General features: G+C 71.9%; 17 protein-coding genes. 9 read left to right on the forward strand and 8 right to left on the reverse strand.

Going from position 1 to position 17,248, the window contains the following annotated elements; all coding sequences use genetic code 11:
• The first annotated feature begins 5 nt into the window (after positions 1 to 5).
• The 8 genes from ASC58_RS05795 (at position 6) to ASC58_RS05830 (ending at position 8,416) form a co-directional block, all read left to right on the forward strand.
• Positions 6 to 1,613: an ABC transporter ATP-binding protein gene (locus tag ASC58_RS05795; RefSeq protein ID WP_082552999.1), complete on the forward strand. Its 1,608-nt coding sequence runs from the start codon at positions 6 to 8 to the stop codon at positions 1,611 to 1,613.
• Positions 1,610 to 2,728 (forward strand): ABC transporter permease, encoded by a 1,119-nt coding sequence (locus ASC58_RS05800; protein ID WP_056916748.1) that lies wholly within the window; start codon positions 1,610 to 1,612, stop codon positions 2,726 to 2,728. The genes ASC58_RS05795 and ASC58_RS05800 overlap by 4 nt, the downstream gene beginning before the upstream one ends.
• On the forward strand, positions 2,725 to 3,993 hold the full coding sequence (locus ASC58_RS05805) for an ABC transporter permease (RefSeq protein WP_056918648.1): 1,269 nt from the start codon (positions 2,725 to 2,727) through the stop codon (positions 3,991 to 3,993). Before ASC58_RS05800 ends, ASC58_RS05805 begins: the two co-directional genes overlap by 4 nt.
• Positions 3,993 to 4,403, forward strand: a complete 411-nt coding sequence (locus tag ASC58_RS05810; protein WP_056916750.1) for a cytidine deaminase — start codon at positions 3,993 to 3,995, stop codon at positions 4,401 to 4,403. Before ASC58_RS05805 ends, ASC58_RS05810 begins: the two co-directional genes overlap by 1 nt.
• Before the next feature lie 151 nt (positions 4,404 to 4,554).
• A complete protein-coding gene (locus tag ASC58_RS05815; protein ID WP_056916751.1) occupies positions 4,555 to 5,460 on the forward strand; it encodes an endonuclease domain-containing protein in 906 nt (301 codons plus the stop codon).
• Between the two features lie 123 nt (positions 5,461 to 5,583).
• Positions 5,584 to 6,873 (forward strand): thymidine phosphorylase, encoded by a 1,290-nt coding sequence (locus ASC58_RS05820; RefSeq protein WP_056918649.1) that lies wholly within the window; start codon positions 5,584 to 5,586, stop codon positions 6,871 to 6,873.
• Positions 6,874 to 6,881: 8 nt separating this feature from the next.
• Positions 6,882 to 7,244 (forward strand): cupin, encoded by a 363-nt coding sequence (locus ASC58_RS05825; protein WP_056916753.1) that lies wholly within the window; start codon positions 6,882 to 6,884, stop codon positions 7,242 to 7,244.
• The gene (locus tag ASC58_RS05830) at positions 7,241 to 8,416 is read left to right on the forward strand and encodes an adenosine deaminase (protein ID WP_056916754.1); all 1,176 of its coding nucleotides are present in this window, start codon (positions 7,241 to 7,243) and stop codon (positions 8,414 to 8,416) included. Before ASC58_RS05825 ends, ASC58_RS05830 begins: the two co-directional genes overlap by 4 nt.
• Positions 8,417 to 8,434: 18 nt before the next feature.
• On the opposite strand, the gene ASC58_RS05835 is transcribed toward ASC58_RS05830, so the two are convergent.
• On the reverse strand, positions 8,435 to 9,250 hold the full coding sequence (locus ASC58_RS05835) for an RDD family protein (protein WP_056916755.1): 816 nt from the start codon (positions 9,248 to 9,250) through the stop codon (positions 8,435 to 8,437).
• Positions 9,251 to 9,291: 41 nt separating this feature from the next.
• Between ASC58_RS05835 and ASC58_RS05840 the strand changes: the two genes are divergently transcribed.
• A complete protein-coding gene (locus ASC58_RS05840) occupies positions 9,292 to 10,287 on the forward strand; it encodes a stage II sporulation protein M (RefSeq protein ID WP_056916756.1) in 996 nt (331 codons plus the stop codon).
• A 94-nt stretch (positions 10,288 to 10,381) separates the two neighbouring features.
• Here the strand turns inward: ASC58_RS05840 and ASC58_RS05845 are convergent, their stop codons facing one another.
• The 7 genes from ASC58_RS05845 to ASC58_RS05875 all read right to left on the reverse strand — a co-directional run bounded on the left by ASC58_RS05845 (position 10,382) and on the right by ASC58_RS05875 (position 17,246).
• On the reverse strand, positions 10,382 to 10,951 hold the full coding sequence (locus tag ASC58_RS05845) for a dihydrofolate reductase family protein (protein ID WP_056918650.1): 570 nt from the start codon (positions 10,949 to 10,951) through the stop codon (positions 10,382 to 10,384).
• 80 nt (positions 10,952 to 11,031) lie between these two features.
• Complete coding sequence (locus ASC58_RS05850; protein WP_056918651.1) at positions 11,032 to 12,324, reverse strand: DUF58 domain-containing protein; 1,293 nt, start codon at positions 12,322 to 12,324, stop codon at positions 11,032 to 11,034.
• Between the two features lie 10 nt (positions 12,325 to 12,334).
• Positions 12,335 to 13,387, reverse strand: a complete 1,053-nt coding sequence (locus ASC58_RS05855) for a MoxR family ATPase (protein WP_056918652.1) — start codon at positions 13,385 to 13,387, stop codon at positions 12,335 to 12,337.
• Positions 13,384 to 14,562, reverse strand: a complete 1,179-nt coding sequence (locus ASC58_RS05860) for a DUF4350 domain-containing protein (RefSeq protein WP_056918653.1) — start codon at positions 14,560 to 14,562, stop codon at positions 13,384 to 13,386. Before ASC58_RS05860 ends, ASC58_RS05855 begins: the two co-directional genes overlap by 4 nt.
• Positions 14,559 to 15,296, reverse strand: coding sequence for a DUF4129 domain-containing protein (locus tag ASC58_RS05865; RefSeq protein WP_056918654.1), 738 nt, complete (start codon positions 15,294 to 15,296; stop codon positions 14,559 to 14,561). Before ASC58_RS05865 ends, ASC58_RS05860 begins: the two co-directional genes overlap by 4 nt.
• Positions 15,293 to 16,525 carry a glycerophosphoryl diester phosphodiesterase membrane domain-containing protein gene (locus ASC58_RS05870; protein WP_157598379.1) on the reverse strand — a complete coding sequence of 411 codons (1,233 nt, stop codon included), beginning with the start codon at positions 16,523 to 16,525 and terminating at the stop codon, positions 15,293 to 15,295. The genes ASC58_RS05865 and ASC58_RS05870 overlap by 4 nt, the downstream gene beginning before the upstream one ends.
• A 94-nt stretch (positions 16,526 to 16,619) precedes the next feature.
• Positions 16,620 to 17,246: a uridine kinase gene (locus ASC58_RS05875; RefSeq protein WP_056918656.1), complete on the reverse strand. Its 627-nt coding sequence runs from the start codon at positions 17,244 to 17,246 to the stop codon at positions 16,620 to 16,622.
• Positions 17,247 to 17,248: the final 2 nt, after the last annotated feature.

The following is a 17,248-nucleotide window of genomic DNA, read 5'->3' on the forward strand; positions in this document are numbered from 1 at the left end:
AGACCATGCGCCGAAAACTGCCTGCACCGTTGCGGGCCCGGACCAGGAGTGTCGCCATCACTGCCTCCCCACCCCTGACGCGGACCACCGCTGACGCAGGCCCCCCAGCCGTCGAGCTCGAGGGCATCACCAAGCGCTTTCCCGGTGTCGTCGCCAACAAGGACGTGACCTTCTCCGTCCGCCGCGGCACGGTCCACGCGATCGTGGGTGAGAACGGCGCCGGCAAGTCCACCTTGATGAAGATCCTGTACGGCGTGCAGCGCCCGGACGAGGGCACCATCAAGGTGGGTGGGCAGCTGGTCAACCTGCACTCCCCGTCCGACGCCATCGCCGCCGGTATCGGCATGGTGTTCCAGCACTTCATGCTGGCCGACAACCTCACCGTCCTCGAGAACGTCGTCCTCGGCGCCGAGAAGCTGCACGGCATCGGCGACAAGGCCCGGCGCGAGATCCAGCGGATCTCCGACGCCTACAAGCTCGACGTCGACCCCGACGCCCTGGTCAGCGAGCTGGGGGTGGGTGCCCGTCAGCGCATCGAGATCCTCAAGGTGCTCTACCGCGGCGCGAAGACCCTGATCCTCGACGAACCCACCGCCGTCCTCGTCCCGCAGGAGGTCGACGAGCTGTTCGACCAGCTGGCCGAGCTCAAGGACGAGGGCCTCACCGTCCTGTTCATCTCGCACAAGCTCGACGAGGTCCTCAAGGTCGCCGACTCGATCACCGTGATCCGACGCGGCACCACGATCGACACCGTCGACCCGAAGTCGGTCAACGCCCGCCAGCTCGCCGAGCTCATGGTCGGGTCCGAGCTGCCCTCGCCCACCACGGAGGAGTCCACGGTCACCGACCGCGTCCTGCTGTCGGTCGAGGACCTCGTGCTGGGCGGAGGCTCGGGACGCCCGCTGCTCGACGGCATCTCGTTGACCATCCACGCCGGGGAGGTCCTGGGGATCGCCGGGGTCGAGGGCAACGGCCAGGCCGAGCTCGTCGAGGTCATCATGGGGATGCGCGAGCCCACCTCGGGCACCGTGCACCTCGAGACCACCGACATCTCCGACTGGGGTACGCGAGAGATCCGTGAGGCGGGCGTCGGGTACATCCCCGAGGACCGCCACCGCCACGCGCTGCTCCTCGAGGCACCCTTGTGGGAGAACCGCATCCTCGGCCACCAGACCGAGTCGCCCAACGTCAAGGGCCAGCTCATCGACGCCGCCGCGGCCAAGGCCGACACCCAGCGCATCGTGGGGGAGTACGACGTGCGCACGCCGTCGATCTTCGTCACGGCCGGCTCCCTGTCCGGTGGCAACCAGCAGAAGCTCATCATCGGCCGGGAGATGAGCCACCACCCGAAGGTGCTCATCGCCGCCCACCCCACCCGTGGTGTGGACGTCGGCGCCCAGTCGAGCATCTGGGACCACATCCGTGCCGCTCGCCGGGAGGGCCTCGCGGTGCTGCTGATCTCCGCGGACCTGGAGGAGCTGATCGGCCTGTCCGACACCATCCGCGTGATCCTGCGCGGCAAGCTGTCCGGCGAATTCGACCCGGACGCGGTGACGGCCGAGGACCTCGGTGCCGCCATGACCGGCGCCGGCGAGAAGGAGCAGACCCGATGAAGGCCCTCAACCCGCGCCGGATCCTGCTCAGCGCAGCAGCCCCGGTCCTCGCGCTCGTGGTGGCCTTCGTCGTCACCTCGCTCGTGCTCGTCGCCGTCGGCGACCCCGTGGCGGAGGTGTGGAAGACGATCCTCGCGGTGCCCAAGCCCCGCCAGGCCGTCAACATCGTCAACGCCGCAGCCGTGTTCTACCTGTCGGCCATCGCCGTCGCGGTCGGCTTCCGCATGAACCTGTTCAACATCGGTGTCGACGGCCAGTACCGCGTCGCTGTCTTCGCCGCCGCCGTCTTCGCCGGCCAGGCGTGGTTGCCCGGCTGGCTCAACATCGTCGTGAGCATCCTCATCGCGATGGTGGCCGGCGGGCTGTGGGCCAGCATCGCGGCATACCTCAAGGTCAAGCGCGGCGTCTCCGAGGTGATCTCGACGATCATGCTCAACGCGATCGCCACCGGCATCGTGAGCTGGTTGCTCCTCAAGGTCGCCGACCGCAAGGCCGGCAGCAACAGCATCGAGACCAAGACCATCCCGGACAGCTCGCAGCTCGAGGGCTTCAAGCTCATCCCCGGTGCCACCAACCGCGTCTACACGCTGCTGATCCTGGCGCTGCTGGTCGGGTTCCTCTACTGGTTCGTGCTGGGGAAGACGCGCTTCGGGTTCGACCTGCGCGCCACCGGGCGCTCCGAGAGCGCGGCCGTCGCCAGCGGCGTCAAGGTCCCGCGCATGGTGATGACCGCCATGATCGCCTCGGGCGCGCTCGCCGGACTGGTCGGCATGCCGCTGCTCTTCGGGCAGGACCACAACTACGGCACGACATTCCAGTCGGGCCTGGGCTTCGCCGGCATCGCCATCGCCCTGCTCGGTCGCAACAACGCGGTCGGCATCGCCTTCGCCGCGCTGCTGTGGGCGTTCCTCGACGTCCAGTCGAACGCGCTGCAGATCCAGGCCAACGTCGCCCAGGAGCTCGTCAACATCATCCAGGGCGTCATCCTGTTCGCCGTAGTCATCGCCTACGAGCTGATCCGCCGGGCCGACAAACGGCTCGAACAGACCCGCGTCGCCCGGGAGCTGGCCGCCCAGCGGCCTGCCCCCGCATCCAAGGAAGGAGCCCCGGCATGAGCGCCGCCGGACTCGAGGTCGGCACCAGGACCGTGCCCGACAGCCCCCGGCGCAAGCGTCGCTACGGGCCCCGCGAGTGGGCCGTCATCGCGATCGGCGCCCTCGCCGTCATCTCCGTCCTGCGCGTCGTCAGTGGTGCGAACGACATCGCGTCCTCGGGCGCCCTGGCCGCGGCCATCGGCCTGGCCGTCCCGATCGGCCTTGCCGGCCTCGGTGGCCTGTGGTCCGAGCGCGCGGGCGTGGTCAACATCGGCCTCGAGGGCATGATGATCCTCGGTACCTGGGGAGCCGGGTTCTTCGGCTACCACATGGGTCCCTGGGCCGGGGTCCTCGGCGCGATCCTCATGGGCATGATCGGTGGTCTCATCCACGCGATCGCCACCGTGACCTTCGGGGTCGACCACATCGTCTCCGGTGTCGCCATCAACATCATCGGCCTCGGTGTCGCCAAGTACCTCGCCGCCCGCTTCTTCAACGGCCTGCCCGGCGGTGGTCCAACCCAGTCGCCGCAGGTCAAGGAGCTGCCGTCGTTCACGCTGCCCGGGATCTCGCCGGCGCTGGGCGACCTGGAGAAGAAGCACTGGTTCTTCGTCAGCGACCTCGCCGCGGTGCTGCGGGCGATCTGCACGAACCTGTCGATCCTGACGATCATCGCGATCCTGCTGTTCGTCGGCACCTGGTGGGTGCTGTGGCGCACGTCGTTCGGCCTGCGGCTGCGCTCCGTCGGTGAGTCGCCGGTGGCCGCCGAGTCGCTCGGTGTCAACGTGCTCCGCTACAAGTTCCTCGCGGTGCTCGTCTCCGGTGGCCTCGCCGGCCTCGGTGGCGGGTTCCTCGCCCTCGTGGCGGCGAGCATCTACCGCGACGGGCAGACTGGTGGCCGTGGCTACATCGGCCTCGCCGCCATGATCTTCGGCAACTGGCGCCCGGGTGGCCTGCTCACCGGTGCCGCCCTGTTCGGCTACACCGACGCCGTGCAGCTGCGCGGTGGCGCGACCGTGCACGCATTCCTGCTGCTGTTCGCGGTGCTGCTCATCGCGGTCGGCATCTGGCAGGTCGTGCGCAACCGTCGCATGGTGCAGGGTGTCCTCGCGATCGTCGTGGGCGTCCTCGTCGGCTGGTGGTACCTCGCCGCGGACGCCGTCCCCGCCGAGCTCACCGGCACCACGCCGTACGTCACCACGCTGCTCGTGCTCGCGTTCGCCTCGCAGCGCCTGCGCATGCCGGCGGCCGACGGTCAGATCTACCGCAAGGGCGAGGGTCACTAGTGGCGAACGAGGTCGACTGGGACGCCCTGCGTGGCAAGGCGATCGAGATCATGGGCAAGGCCTACGCGCCATACTCCCGCTTCCCCGTCGGGGTCGCGGCGATCGTGGACGACGGACGGCTCGTCTGGGGCTGCAACGTCGAGAACGCGGCGTACGGCGTGGGCCTGTGCGCCGAGTGCGGGCTGGTCTCGCACCTGCACGCCACGGGCGGTGGCCGCCTCGTCGCGGTGTCGTGCGTCGGGCGTGACGGTGAACCGCTCATGCCGTGCGGTCGCTGCCGCCAGCTGCTGTGGGAGAACGGCGGGCCCACCTGCCTCATCCTCACCCCCCAGGGCGTCCTGCCGATGAGCGAGGTCCTGCCCCAGGCGTTCGGCCCCGACAACCTCTCGATCGCCGCCCCACCCGCCTGACGCTCGGGCTGTCGCTCGGCCCACTCACGCCGGTTCCTGCACGAATCGCCCCTCGCCGCCGCGGAGAGGGGCGATTCGTGCAGGATCGGGCCTTGGTCGCCCCTGTGGACAACCGCCGGTCGGCTCTGCCTCGGTCGGCGACCCTGTCGGTATGGAGGGCCTGCCGTTCGTCTTCACGCGTACCGAGGCGCGGTCCGCGGGCCTGACCGACAAGGTGCTGCGCGGCCCCCGCGTCCAACGGGTCCTGCACGGCGCGTACGTCCGCGCCGGGGTCGAGGTGGACCTTCGGGTGCGGGCGTTGGCCGCGCTACGGCTTGCGCCCGCCGGTTCCGTCGTCGCCCGGTCGACGGCAGCCGTGCTGCTGGGTGGCATCGTGCCTCCCGACCACCGCATCCACCTACGTGTGCCGCACGGCCAGCTCCGGCTTCGCGAGGTCCAGGCGCGGGTTCGGTCGGGTCCACAGGCCCAGGCTCGGGTCGGCGGCATACCGGTCACGACCGCGGAGGACACGTTCCTCGACCTCACCGGTGAGCTCTCCGTGGTCGACCTCGTGGTACTCGGCGACTCGCTCGTCCGTCGTGGACGCACGTCTCCGGACGCACTCGTCGCGGCCGCCAGCGGGCGCCGAGGTCTCCAGGCAACGGTGGCCAGGCGCGCCGCGGGGCTGGTGCGGGCCGGTGTCGACTCGCCGATGGAGTCGCGGCTGCGAATGCTCCTCGTGCTGGCCGGGCTGCCGGAACCGGTCGTCAACCACATCGAGTACGGAACGGACGGGCGGTGGCTGCGCCGCTTCGACCTGTCCTACCCCGACCACCGGCTGGCGATCGAGTACGACGGTCGCCAGCACGCCGAGAGCACGAGACAGTGGGAGCGTGACGTCGCCCGACGCGAGGAGCTGGACACCGAGGGTTGGCGGATCGTGGTCGTCCTGGCGAACGGGGTGTACGGCGACCCGGAGCGGACCCTGGAACGGGTCCTGGCAGCGATGCGGGCCTGTGGCATGCGGGCCCGCGTCAGGTCACAGGAGTGGCGACGGCACTTCCCGGGACGCGGCTGACGGCGCACTGGGCCGGATCCTGCACGAATCGCCCCGGTAGCGGTGAGGCCCGGGCCATTCGTGCAGGAACCAGCAAGGTTTGCCCCGTGTCGGGTCGCGGTAGGGATCTGACACGATGAGGCCATGAGCGAGAGCTTCGATGCCGTCGACGTCATCATCACCAAGCGGGGCCGGGGCGAGCTGTCCGACGGCCAGATCGACTGGGTGATCGACGCGTACACCCGGGGCGCGGTCGCCGACGAGCAGATGAGCAGCCTGGCCATGGCGATCCTGCTCAACGGCATGAACCGTCGCGAGATCTCGCGCTGGACGAACGCCATGATCAACAGCGGTGAGCGCATGGACTTCTCGTCCCTGTCGCGACCCACTGCCGACAAGCACTCGACCGGCGGGGTCGGCGACAAGATCACCCTCCCGCTCGCCCCGCTCGTGGCCGCCTGCGGTGTCGCGGTGCCGCAGCTGTCCGGCCGCGGCCTCGGGCACACGGGCGGCACCCTCGACAAGCTCGAGGCGATCCCCGGGTGGCAGGCGGCGATGAGCAACGAGCAGATGATGCGCCAGCTCGAGGACGTCGGCGCGGTCATCTGCGCAGCCGGTGACGGCCTCGCCCCTGCCGACAAGAAGCTCTACGCCCTGCGCGACGTCACCGGCACCGTCGAGGCGATCCCGCTGATCGCGTCCTCGATCATGAGCAAGAAGATCGCCGAGGGCACCGGCGCGCTGGTCCTCGACGTCAAGGTCGGCAGCGGTGCGTTCATGAAGAACGTCGAGGACGCCCGCGAGCTCGCCCGCACCATGGTCGACCTCGGCACCGACGCCGGCGTCAGGACGGTCGCGATGCTCACCAACATGCAGGTGCCGCTCGGCCTCACCGCCGGCAACGCCCTCGAGGTCCGAGAGTCGGTCGAGGTGCTGGCCGGTGGCGGGCCCGAGGACGTCGTCGAGCTGACCCTGGCCCTGGCGCGCGAGATGCTCGCAGCAGCCGGTCGTGGCGACGTCGACCCCGCCGACGCGCTGGAGGACGGCCGGGCGATGGATGCCTGGAAGGCCATGATCCGCGCGCAGGGCGGCGACCCGGACGCGACCCTGCCTGTGGCCAGGGAGACCCACGAGGTCCTCGCCCCGGCCGACGGTGTCCTCACCGAGCTCGACGCCCTCAAGGTCGGCGTGGCCGCCTGGCGCCTCGGTGCCGGACGCGCCCGCAAGGAGGACCCGGTGCAGGCCGGCGCCGGCGTCGAGATGCACGCCAAGCCGGGGGCCACCGTCCGTGCGGGCGAGAAGCTCCTCACGCTCCACACCGACACCCCAGAGCGCTTCGAGCGCGCCCTCGAGTCGCTCGAGGGCTCGTTCACCATCGCCCCCGAGGGCAGCCGCCCCGACCTGCTCCCGCTCGTCATCGAGAAGATCTCCTAGGACCCACCGTGCCCCAGCTCATCACCACGCCCACGACCATCCCCGTCCCCGGCGGCAAGGTCATCGACGAGCACGTCGGTCGTGTCACGACCGGCACCGACGCCGTCTCCGTCGCCCACATGAAGGCACCGGCCGACTGGAGCGAGCCGTTCCAGACGCCGCAGTTCGACGAGATCACCCTCGTCCTCGCAGGCGCGGTCCTGCTCGACCACGACGGCGGCCGGCTGCGGGTCGAGGCCGGCCAGAGCGTCATCACCAGGGCGGGGGAGCGGATCCGCTACTCCACGGGTGAGGACGGGGCCGAGTACGTCGCCGTGTGCCTGCCGGCGTTCTCCCCGGAGACCGTCGGCCGCGAGGAGGAGGGCGAATGATCTTCGGCCGCAAGGACAAGAACGACGACACCACCGTCGCGCCGGAGCCGGGTTCGGTCGAGGACCTCGTGCTGCGCGCGCCGAAGGCGCTCCTGCACGACCACCTCGACGGTGGCCTGCGGCCGCAGACGATCGTGGAGATCGCCGACGAGGTCGGGTATGACGCGTTGCCGGCGAAGGACGCCGAGAGCCTCGGCACGTGGTTCCGCGAGAGTGCGGACTCGGGTTCGCTGGTGCGGTACCTGGAGACGTTCGACCACACGCTGGCCGTCATGCAGACGGCCGACGGTCTGCGCCGGGTGGCGCGCGAGTGCGTGCTCGACCTCGCCGCGGACGGCGTCGTCTACGCCGAGAGCCGGTACGCCCCCGAACAGCACCTGACCGCCGGCCTCGCGCTCGAGGACGTCGTCGAGGCCGTGAACGCGGGCTTCCGCGAGGGCGAGAAGGAGGCGGCCGCGGCCGGGACCCCGATCCGCGTCACCGCCCTGCTGACCGCGATGCGGCACGCCGCGAAGAGCACCGAGATCGCCGAGCTCGCGGTCCGCTACCGCGACCACGGGGTCGCAGGCTTCGACATCGCCGGGGCCGAGGCGGGCTTCCCGCCCACCCGTCACCTCGACGCGTTCGAGTACCTGCGGCGCGAGAACGCCCACTTCACGATCCACGCGGGTGAGGCGTTCGGGCTGCCGAGCATCTGGGAGGCGATCCAGTGGTGCGGTGCCGACCGGCTCGGGCACGGAGTCCGCATCGTCGATGACATCCTCGTCCACGACAAGCCCTTCGCCGACGACCCGGCCAAGGCGCTCGACGCCGACCCGGCCGACATCTACCTCGGGCTGCTGGCGGCCTACGTCCGTGACACCCGCATCCCGCTCGAGATGTGCCCGAGCAGCAACATCCAGACCGGCGCTGCGGAATCCATTGCGCTGCACCCGATCTCGCTGCTCAAGCGGTTGCGGTTCCGCGTCACGGTCAACACCGACAACCGGCTCATGAGCGGCACGTCGATGTCGCGCGAGATGGGCTTGCTGGTCAACGAAGCGGGCTGGACCCTCGACGACCTGCGCTGGGTCACCATCAACGCGATGAAGTCGGCGTTCCTGCCCTTCGACGAGCGGCTCGCCATCATCGAGGACGTCGTGAAGCCGGGATACGCAGCCCTCGAGGCCTGAACCGGACCGGAGGGGAGCTCAGGCGGTCGGGTCGGGGGGCAGGATGCGCGCCCGCAGCGCGTCCTCCCGCTCGAGCCGAGCGGCGTCGCGGCTGCGACGCTCGGCCAGCACCGCCATGAGCACGTACTCCGGGTGGTTGCCCTCGGGAGGCGCGGGCGCGACATACGGGCGGGTCTCCTCGAGGAGCCGCTGACCGAGCTGTTCGCGCACCTCTGGGGTGAAGGTGGCCGCACGGGCCACGAACTGGCGCAGCGCCACCGCGAGCTGGTCGGGCAGCGGTGCGACATCCGCCGTGCGCGCCCACGAGGCGAGGTGCGGCGGCATCTGGACGGGTGGCGGCAGGCTGATCCGGTGGCGGTCGCGCACGACGTAGGTGCCGGCGAGGAGGTCGCCGAGTCGTTTGCCACGCTGGGAGACGCCGGCGCAGATCAGGGCGGGGACGCCGGCGCAGGAGTACAGCTCGATGACACCGAGCAGGGCGCGGGTGAGTGCATGCCGGAACCCGATCGGGCCGGCGTCGTCGCGCACGGTGCGCAGCCCGACGGCGAGGTGCCCGAGGGTCTTGCCGCGGGTCAGCGTCTCGAACGTCGTGGGCACCGCGACCCAGGCGACGATGACGACCGCGATCGACACCGCGGCCTGGATGGCGTCGTCGGCGCCGCCGATCAGGAAGCCGACGGCGAGCTGCAGGCCGTAGAGCAACCCGTACCCCACGAGCAGGTCCAGCAGCCCGGATGCGAGGCGCAGACCGATGCCCGCGTGGGGGAGGTCGAGGGCGACCGCCTCGCCGGTGACGAGGTCGTCGGCACCGACCCCCACGGTGCTGCTGCTCATGTCGGCCACCCTAGCCGCGCCGCGCCGCTAGGGTGGCCGATGTGGACCTGGACGCCTTCGTGGCAGCCCACAGGGGGGACTGGGAGCGGCTCGAGGAGCTGACGCGCCAGCGACGTCTCGACGGTGCCGAGGCCGACGAGATCCTGGACCGGTACCAGCGGGTGGCGACCCACCTGTCGATGATCCGGTCGACCGCCCCCGACGCCTCGCTCGTCGGCTACCTCTCGATGCTGCTGGCGCGGGCCCGCACCCGGTCGGCGGGTACCCGTACCGCGTCGTGGGCCGACCTCGGCCGCTTCTTCGCCGTGTCGTTCCCGGCCGCCCTGTACCGCCTGCGCTGGTGGTGGATCACCACCCTGGTCGTCAACGTGGTGCTGGCTGTCGTCATGGGGTGGTGGCTGCTCGACCACCCGAGGATCGAGTCGTCGATGGCCTCGCCGGAGCAGATCCGCCAGCTCGTGAACAACGACTTCGAGGGCTACTACAGCGAGTTCGCCGCGACATCGTTCGCGCTGCACGTGTGGACCAACAACTTCTGGCTGTCGGCGGTCTGCATCGCGCTCGGCGTGTTCTGCATCCCGGTGGTGTTCATGCTCGCGGGCAACATGCTCAACCTCGCCGTGATCGGCTCGATCATGGTCCGCCACGACCGGGCCGGACTGTTCTTCGGGCTGATCCTGCCGCACGGGATGCTCGAGCTGACCTGCCTGTTCGTCGCGGCCGGGGTGGGGCTGCGGTTGTTCTGGACCTGGGTCTCGCCCGGTGCACGGACGCGGGTCCGCGCGCTCGCCGAGGAGGGGCGAGCGGCTCTCGGCGTCGCCCTCGGCCTCGTCGTGCTCCTGCTCCTCACCGGCCTGATCGAGGCGTTCGTGACCCCGTCGGGGCTGCCCACCTGGGCGCGGGTCGGCATCGGGGTCACCGTCGAGGCTGCCTTCTTCACCTACGTCTTCACCGTCGGCCGGTGGGCCCACCACCGCGGCGAGACCGGTGACGTCGCCGAGGCCGATCGCGGCGCCATGGCCCCGGTCGCCGGCTGACGTCCCTGCTGACACTGTCGGCTGACACTCCGGCTGACGTCCCTGAAGAAGCGCGGGCGGCGTATGCCGCGGACCTCGCCTCTGATGCGCGCAGCTAGGCCGTGGCCCGCGCGGGCCGGTAGTGCAGGGCCACCGCCCCCGACCGGAACTCCCGTCGCTCCACGAGCTCGAGCTGGATGCGCTCGCGCAGACCGGCGAGCAACGTCGGCCCGTGACCGGCGAGGACCGGCTGGACGAGGAACGCGTACTCGTCGATCAGTCCCAGCTCTGCCAACGCCAGGGGCAGCGTCACGCCACCCACGAAGAGTCCCTCACCCGGCTCCTGCTTGAGCCGCTTGACCGCGTGCGCCAGGTCGTCACGCACCAGCTCGGCGTTCCAGTCCACCCCGCCCAGGGTGCTCGACACGACGTGCTTCTCGGCCTTGTCGATCGCCTCGGCGAACGCGATCTCCCGCTCGCCCATCCAGTCGGGCCACCCGCCGGTGGACGGCCGGCGCCACGCCGACTCCATCATCTCGTAGGTCACGCGACCGAACAGCAGGGCGTCGGCCCGCTCCATCTCGGTGGTCCAGTAACGCATCGACTCATCGTCCGGCGGGAGCCCTGCCTCGTGGTGGCAGCAGCCGTCGAGGGTGATGTTGATCGAGTAGCGAAGCGGTCTCATCCCGTTGCTCTCCCCGGGTGCTCGGTGGCTGTCACCTGACCGTACCCAGACCACGGTCTGCGGCACAGGAACGCGCGGGTTCAGAGCAGGCCGCGGGCCTTGAGCATGAGGTAGTGGTCGGCGAGGGCGACGGGGAGCTGTTCGGGGTCGGCATCGAGGACGTCCACGCCCAGCTGGCCCAGGGCGGCAGCGGTGCGTTCGCGCAGCGCGACGGTGCGGGCGGCCGCGGCGGCGTCGTAGACGACAGTCGAGTCGCCGGTGCCCTCGACCATCGCGGTGAGCGCCGGGTCGGCGACGGAGGCGAGGACCACGCGGTGCCGGGCGGCGAGCACGGCGAGCGGCGCGAGCAGCGACTCCTCGATGGCCGAGGGCTCCAGCGGTGTCAGCAGGACGACGAGTCCGCGCTGCCGGCTCACCCGTGACACCTCCGCGGCCAGCAGGTTCCAGTCCGCCTCGAGGAGGGCGGGTTCGAGGGGTGCCATCGCCGTGACGAGGTCACCGAGCAGCGTCGTCCGGCTCGAGCCGACGACCTTGCGGTGGACGCGACGGTCGCCGGCGACCAGGTCGACGCGGTCCCCCGCGCGGGAGGCCAGGGCCGCGAGGAGGAGGGCCGCGTCCATGGCCGCGTCGAGGCGGGGCACGTCGCCGACCCGGCCGGCCGAGGTCCGGGACGTGTCCAGCACGAGGATGATGTGACGGTCCTTCTCGGGCTGCCAGGTGCGGACGACCGTGGAGCGGCGGCGGGCCGTGGCGCGCCAGTCGATGCTGCGGACGTCGTCGCCCTCGACGTAGTCGCGCAGCGAGTCGAACTCGGTGCCCTGGCCACGGACGCGCACGGCCGAGCGCCCGTCGAGCTGGCGCAGGCGGGCCAGTCGTGAGGGCAGGTGCTTGCGGGAGGCGAACGGCGGCAGTGCCCGCACGTGACCGGGGACGACGACCGACTTCTGCCGACCGGCGAGGCCGAGGGGGCCGAGGCGACGCAGGGTCACCCGGTCCGCGAGGCGGTCGCCCCGCCGGGTCGGCCGCAGGGTCGTCGTGACGGCGCGACGCTCGCCCGGGGGGAGCATGATCCGGTGCCGGTTGGTTCCTGCACCGGCCGAGGGCTGCCAGGCGTCGCGGAGCCGTCCGCGGAACGTGCGCCTCCCCCGGTTGGTGACCAGGAGGGTGGTCGTCGTCGCGTCGCCCAGACGCACCTGGGCGCTCGGCACGCGGGTGAGCTCGACGGCGGTGGGCGACCCCGCGAGCAGGAGGTCGACCGCTGCGAGCACGACGACGATGCCCATCCACAGCCACACCGTGCCCGTCTCGGGGCGCACGAGCACGGGCACGGCTCCGGCGAGCACGAGCCCGAACAGGCGACCACTGACGATCACGGGAGCGACCTCAGCGGGGGACCGGGACGGAACCGATCGCGGCGTCCAGCACCGACGACACGGCGACGCCCTCGAGCTCGGCCTCGGGACGAAGCGACAGGCGGTGGGCGAGCGTCGCCTGCGCGAGCGACTTGACGTCGTCCGGGGTGACGAAGGACCGCCCGTTGAGCCACGCCCAGGCGCGGCTGGTGGCCAGCAGGGCGGTGGCACCACGGGGGCTCACGCCGAGCGCGAGGGACGGTGAGTGACGCGTCGCCCGGGCGATGTCCACGATGTATGCCGTGACCTCGGGCGAGATCTGCACGTGGCGGACCTGCTCGGCCCCGGCCTCGATGTCGGCGGCGCTGGCGACCGGCCGGAGGCCCGCCGCGGCGAGGTCGCGCGGGTCGAAGCCGGAGGCGTGGCGGGTGATCACGGCGATCTCGTCCTCGCGCGGCGGCAGCGGCATCGTCGCCTTGAGGAGGAAGCGGTCGAGCTGGGCCTCGGGCAGGGGGTACGTGCCCTCGTACTCCACGGGGTTCTGCGTCGCGGCGACGAGGAACGGCCTCGGGAGCGGCCGGGGCGTGCCCTCGACGGAGACCTGCCGCTCCTCCATGGCTTCCAGCAACGACGCCTGGGTCTTCGGGGGCGTGCGGTTGATCTCGTCCGCGAGCAGCAGGTTGGTGAAGACGGGTCCTTCGCGGAACGAGAACTCCGACGTCGAGTTGTCGTAGACCAGCGAACCGGTCACGTCGCCGGGCATGAGGTCCGGCGTGAACTGCACGCGCTTGGTCTGCACGTCGAGGACAGCGGCCACGCTGCGCACCAGCAGCGTCTTGGCCACCCCCGGAACCCCCTCGAGGAGGATGTGGCCGCGGCACAGCAGCGCGATGAGGATGCCGGCGACGGCGGCATCCTGGCCCACGACGGCCTTCCCGACCTCCGTCCGGACGGCCATGAGGGATGCGCGGGCCCGGTCGTCCGCCGTGGCGGACGGGCCGGCGACGGAGGCCGGGTCCGCATACGGGGAGTGGCTCGTCGGCTGTGCCGACGGGGGCTCGGTGGGCTGGGGCTGCTCGGTCATGCGCGGCGCACTTCCTTCTCGAGGTCGGTCAGGTCGTTGGCGAGGGCGACCAGGGCCGCCTCGGTGGTGGGTGGTGCAGCGGTGAACAGGTCGGTGACGGACTGCGGGTCGCGTCCGGTCGCCGTGGCGGCGGCCCGCGCGACCGCGTCCGGCGCGGCCCCGGTCGGCAGGCCGAGGTAGGCGGCGAGCCGCTTGGTCGTGCGCGCCCGGAGCACCCCGCCGGCCCGTTGCGTGTCGCGAGCCTTGCGGTACAACCGGCCGCGGCTCTGGGTCGTCTCGATCGCCTTGACCACGGCGGGGAGCGGTTCGGTGACCAGCGGCCCGAACCGGCGCCCGCGCCACAGCATCAACGCCAGCAGGCCGAACACCGAGAGGAAGACCAACGGGCCCAGGGCGCGCGGGATCTCGGAGGTCGCCGTCGTGTCATCGTCGCTGATGTCGAGCGAGGTGGGGAGGTACCACACGACCCGGTCGCCCCGGCCGAGCAGGCGCAGCGCCACCCCGGCGTGGTCCTCCTGCGTGATCTGGCTGTTGGCGAGGAGGTCGGCGTTGCCGAGCAGCACGACCTCGGGCTGATCGCCGTTCGCGGGGATCGCGACGAGCTCGAAGGACCCGTCGTGCGCGAAGCAGCCCACCGTTCCCGAACCCGTCGCGACATAGGTCTGCGGGGCCGGCACGACCCGGTCACCCGGCGACAGGCCGTCGACCGTGCACCCCGCGGTCGTGGTCGACGGGATCCCGGCGTCACCTGCGGCATTGACGGGGAGCTCGAGCGCCGAGAGGAGGAACTGGCCGGGGGCGACGAGCAGCAGGCGGCCGGCGCCGGGCACGTGCTCGACCATGGTCGCGGCCGTCTGGTCGGAGAGCTCTCCGGTGCCGGTCACCAGCACGGTCGTCCCGGCGTCGACGGGGGCGTCGAGGAGCTCCTGCTGGCCGCGAACGACCTGGACGTCGACGCCGCGGTCACGCAGGACCGAGGCCAGCGCCTGGGCGCCTTCGCGACCGGGGTTCTGCGGGTCGAGCGACTCGCCTTTGTGGGCGTTGCGCCGGATGCCCACGACGACCGCCGTCACGACGAGGACGGCGACGACGACGAGCACACCGGCCCACAGCAGGCGGCGACGAGTTGCCGAACCGGCTGCGGTGTCCGCGCGGTCCCAGACGTGGAGGGTCACGACGGTGACCCCACGACGGACTTCGCCGAGGCCACCACCTGGGCGCGGTGCGGCCGGGCCGCCGCGATGACCCGGTCGAGGGACAGCAGGTCCTCGGCGTCGGCGCGCGAGGCCGGCTCGTCACCGTAGGCCACGGCGTCGAACCGGTTCGCAGCTGCGCGCAGGTCCTGGGCCTGCTCGGGGAAGGTGGAGCCCAGGCGTCCCGCGATCTCGTGCGCGGTGAGACTCGGCGCGTCCTCGAGGAGGGTTCGTTCGACGGCACCGCTCGCGAGCGCTCGCAGCGCGTCGAGGACGCAGTCGCCGTACCGCTGCTCGGCCAGCGCCTGTTCGGCGCGCGCACGGTACTGGGCGGCGGTGAGCCGCTCGTCACCGAGCACCGTCCCGGGCCCGTCGGCGGCTCGGCGCTCGGTGCGTCGGACGAAGCGCAGCGAGTAGGCAACCAGGGCGACCAGCGCGAGGGCCACGAGGACGGCGACGATCGTCGGCAGCGGGTTGGACGGGGTGTGGGCCCGGCTGAGGAGGTCGGTCAGCCATTGCTCGAAGGCGTCCACGGCGCGCTGCAGCGGGTCGCGGGTGTCGCGGTAGGCGGGCTTGGCCAGCTCGTCCCGCAGCCAGGTCCGCGCCTCGTCGTTGCCGGGGTCGATCCGCGACGGCACGATCCCGAGGCGGGACGGCAGCGCCCCCAGCTGCGCAGGGAGGGCGACGACGTGGGACGGCACGACGGAACCGGTCACCCGGACACCCTGGCGCCGGTCGCCGCCCGGACCAGGGCCAGGTCGAAGCCTTCCTTGCGGATGCGGGCATCGGTGTAGAGGAGCGTGCCGACCGCGGCCTGGAACGGCTGGGACAGCAGGGTCGCCAGCAGGGAACCGAGGAGGGTGAACGCGAGGACGACCACGGTCCCCGCGATCTCCCCGGCCTGGCCGCTCATCGTCGAACCGAGTCCGAACCCGACGGCGCCACCCACGACCTGGAACCCGACTCCGAGGACCTGCTGCACCACCCCGACGATGAGTCCCGAGACGAGGAGCACCCCGAGCGTCCGCCAGAAGCGTCCTCGGGTCAGGGCCCACGAGCGCCGCAACGAGGCGATGGCGCCCAGGTCCTCGAGCACCAGGGCGGGTGTCGACAGGGCGAGGCGGACGCCGAGGAACGCCATCGCGACGGCGGTGCCGAGGATGGCGAAGATCCCGAGGGTGCCCAGGACGTTGGAGCCCCGGTCGAAGGCGAGGATCACCACCGCGACGAGGCCCGCGATGACGACGAGCACCGGGATGAACAGGACGAGCGTCAGCCCGGCGAGCCGCAGGAGCATCCCGCGGGTGCGGCGCCACGTCTCCCCGATGGACGGCTTGCGCCCCAGGACGGCCTCGGCGACGGGGTAGGACAACATCCCGGTGAGCGCCACGGAGGTCACGCTGCTCGCGACGAACAGGAGGGTGAAGCCGCCGATGGTCCCCACCGCCAGCAGGACGTCGTTGGCCTGCGAGGAGCCGATCTGGGTGACGGCGAGGTACCCCAGCGCTCCGACCGCGGCCAGGATGAGCAGGATCACCAGCGAGGTGAGCAGGGCGAGGCCGAAGAACGTCCGCGGGTTGCGGCGCATCGCCGCGAAGGAGCCCTCGAGGATGTCGCCGAAACCCGACGGGCGCAGTGCCACGATCCCCGGCTTGTGGGCCGTCAGGGCGGTGCTCCAGTGCGGGGCGGGCGCACCGGCCGTCCCGGTCGGCGTCCCTGCAGGGGGCCCGTATGCCGGTTGGCCGGCACCCGCGCCGAAGGCAGGTCCGCCTGCGCCGTACCCGGGGCTCGCGCCATACGTCGGTCCGCCCGGGGGCGGCACGGGAGGGGCTGGCGCCCCGCTGCCTCCAGGGGAAGGGGGCTGGGACGAACCGGGGGCCGACCACGACGGCGGGACGGGCGTCGAGGGGTCCGGCGGGACGGCTCCGCCGTCGGTGTCGCTCATGCTGGCCGTGCCCCTCCCCGCGCTCGACAGGTCCCACCCCTGCGTGCCCCGAAACCTACCAAGTCGGACCCGGCGCCGTGCGGAGTTGGACCGGTCAGCGGGCCAGCGCCGAGAGCAGGGGTTCGAGGTCCTTGGCACGGGCCGGGGTCGCGCCGAGCGACTCCTGGCGCGCCACGACGGCTGGTTCGACCCGCATCAGGGCCAGGCCGCGGCGGACCAGCGTCCACGGCGGCTTCCGGCGCTCGCGCAGGTCGCGCGCCAGCCGCCGGACGAACGTCACGCAGGGCCGGTGGTGCACGCAGTACGCACCCGCGAGCAGGCCTCGCTCGCGCAGGTCACCGATGATCTCTGCAGCGAAGATGCCCTCGGCGAGCACGAGGTCGTGGGCGCCGGCCTCGACGGTCGTCGAGTCGACGGCCCGGCTGGTCGAGATGTCGTAGACGGGGGTGCGGACCGACCCCGTCGTCACCAGGGTGGCCAGGGCGTCGACGGCGGCCGCACGGTTCCACGAGTCGGGGTGGTCCCAGTCGACGATGCCGAGCTCGGCGCTGCGCGGCATGGCCGGGTCGTCCTCGTCGCGGTAGAAGTCGTCGAGGCGGACGATCGGCCACCCGTGCGCGGCGTGCAGGCGCTGGGCGAGGCGGGACTTGCCCGCCCCGCTGGGTCCCGCGAGGACGACCACCCGGGCGGCGGTGTGGTCGCCGGGGTGGTCGGCCGTCAAGG

Source organism: Phycicoccus sp. Root101, assembly GCF_001426245.1.
In the GTDB taxonomy this organism is placed as follows: domain Bacteria; phylum Actinomycetota; class Actinomycetes; order Actinomycetales; family Dermatophilaceae; genus Pedococcus.

What these genes read in the sequence shown, in the direction of transcription:
- ASC58_RS05795 (WP_082552999.1), top strand. Translation starts at nt 6, where the DNA reads ATGCGCCGAAAACTGCCTGCACCGTTGCGGGCCCGGACCAGGAGTGTC.
- ASC58_RS05870 (WP_157598379.1), bottom strand. Translation starts at nt 16,525, where the DNA reads ATGAGCGACACCGACGGCGGAGCCGTCCCGCCGGACCCCTCGACGCCC.
- ASC58_RS05835 (WP_056916755.1), bottom strand. Translation starts at nt 9,250, where the DNA reads ATGAGCAGCAGCACCGTGGGGGTCGGTGCCGACGACCTCGTCACCGGC.
- ASC58_RS05820 (WP_056918649.1), top strand. Translation starts at nt 5,584, where the DNA reads ATGAGCGAGAGCTTCGATGCCGTCGACGTCATCATCACCAAGCGGGGC.
- ASC58_RS05830 (WP_056916754.1), top strand. Translation starts at nt 7,241, where the DNA reads ATGATCTTCGGCCGCAAGGACAAGAACGACGACACCACCGTCGCGCCG.
- ASC58_RS05805 (WP_056918648.1), top strand. Translation starts at nt 2,725, where the DNA reads ATGAGCGCCGCCGGACTCGAGGTCGGCACCAGGACCGTGCCCGACAGC.
- ASC58_RS05845 (WP_056918650.1), bottom strand. Translation starts at nt 10,951, where the DNA reads ATGAGACCGCTTCGCTACTCGATCAACATCACCCTCGACGGCTGCTGC.
- ASC58_RS05855 (WP_056918652.1), bottom strand. Translation starts at nt 13,387, where the DNA reads ATGACCGAGCAGCCCCAGCCCACCGAGCCCCCGTCGGCACAGCCGACG.
- ASC58_RS05800 (WP_056916748.1), top strand. Translation starts at nt 1,610, where the DNA reads ATGAAGGCCCTCAACCCGCGCCGGATCCTGCTCAGCGCAGCAGCCCCG.
- ASC58_RS05815 (WP_056916751.1), top strand. Translation starts at nt 4,555, where the DNA reads ATGGAGGGCCTGCCGTTCGTCTTCACGCGTACCGAGGCGCGGTCCGCG.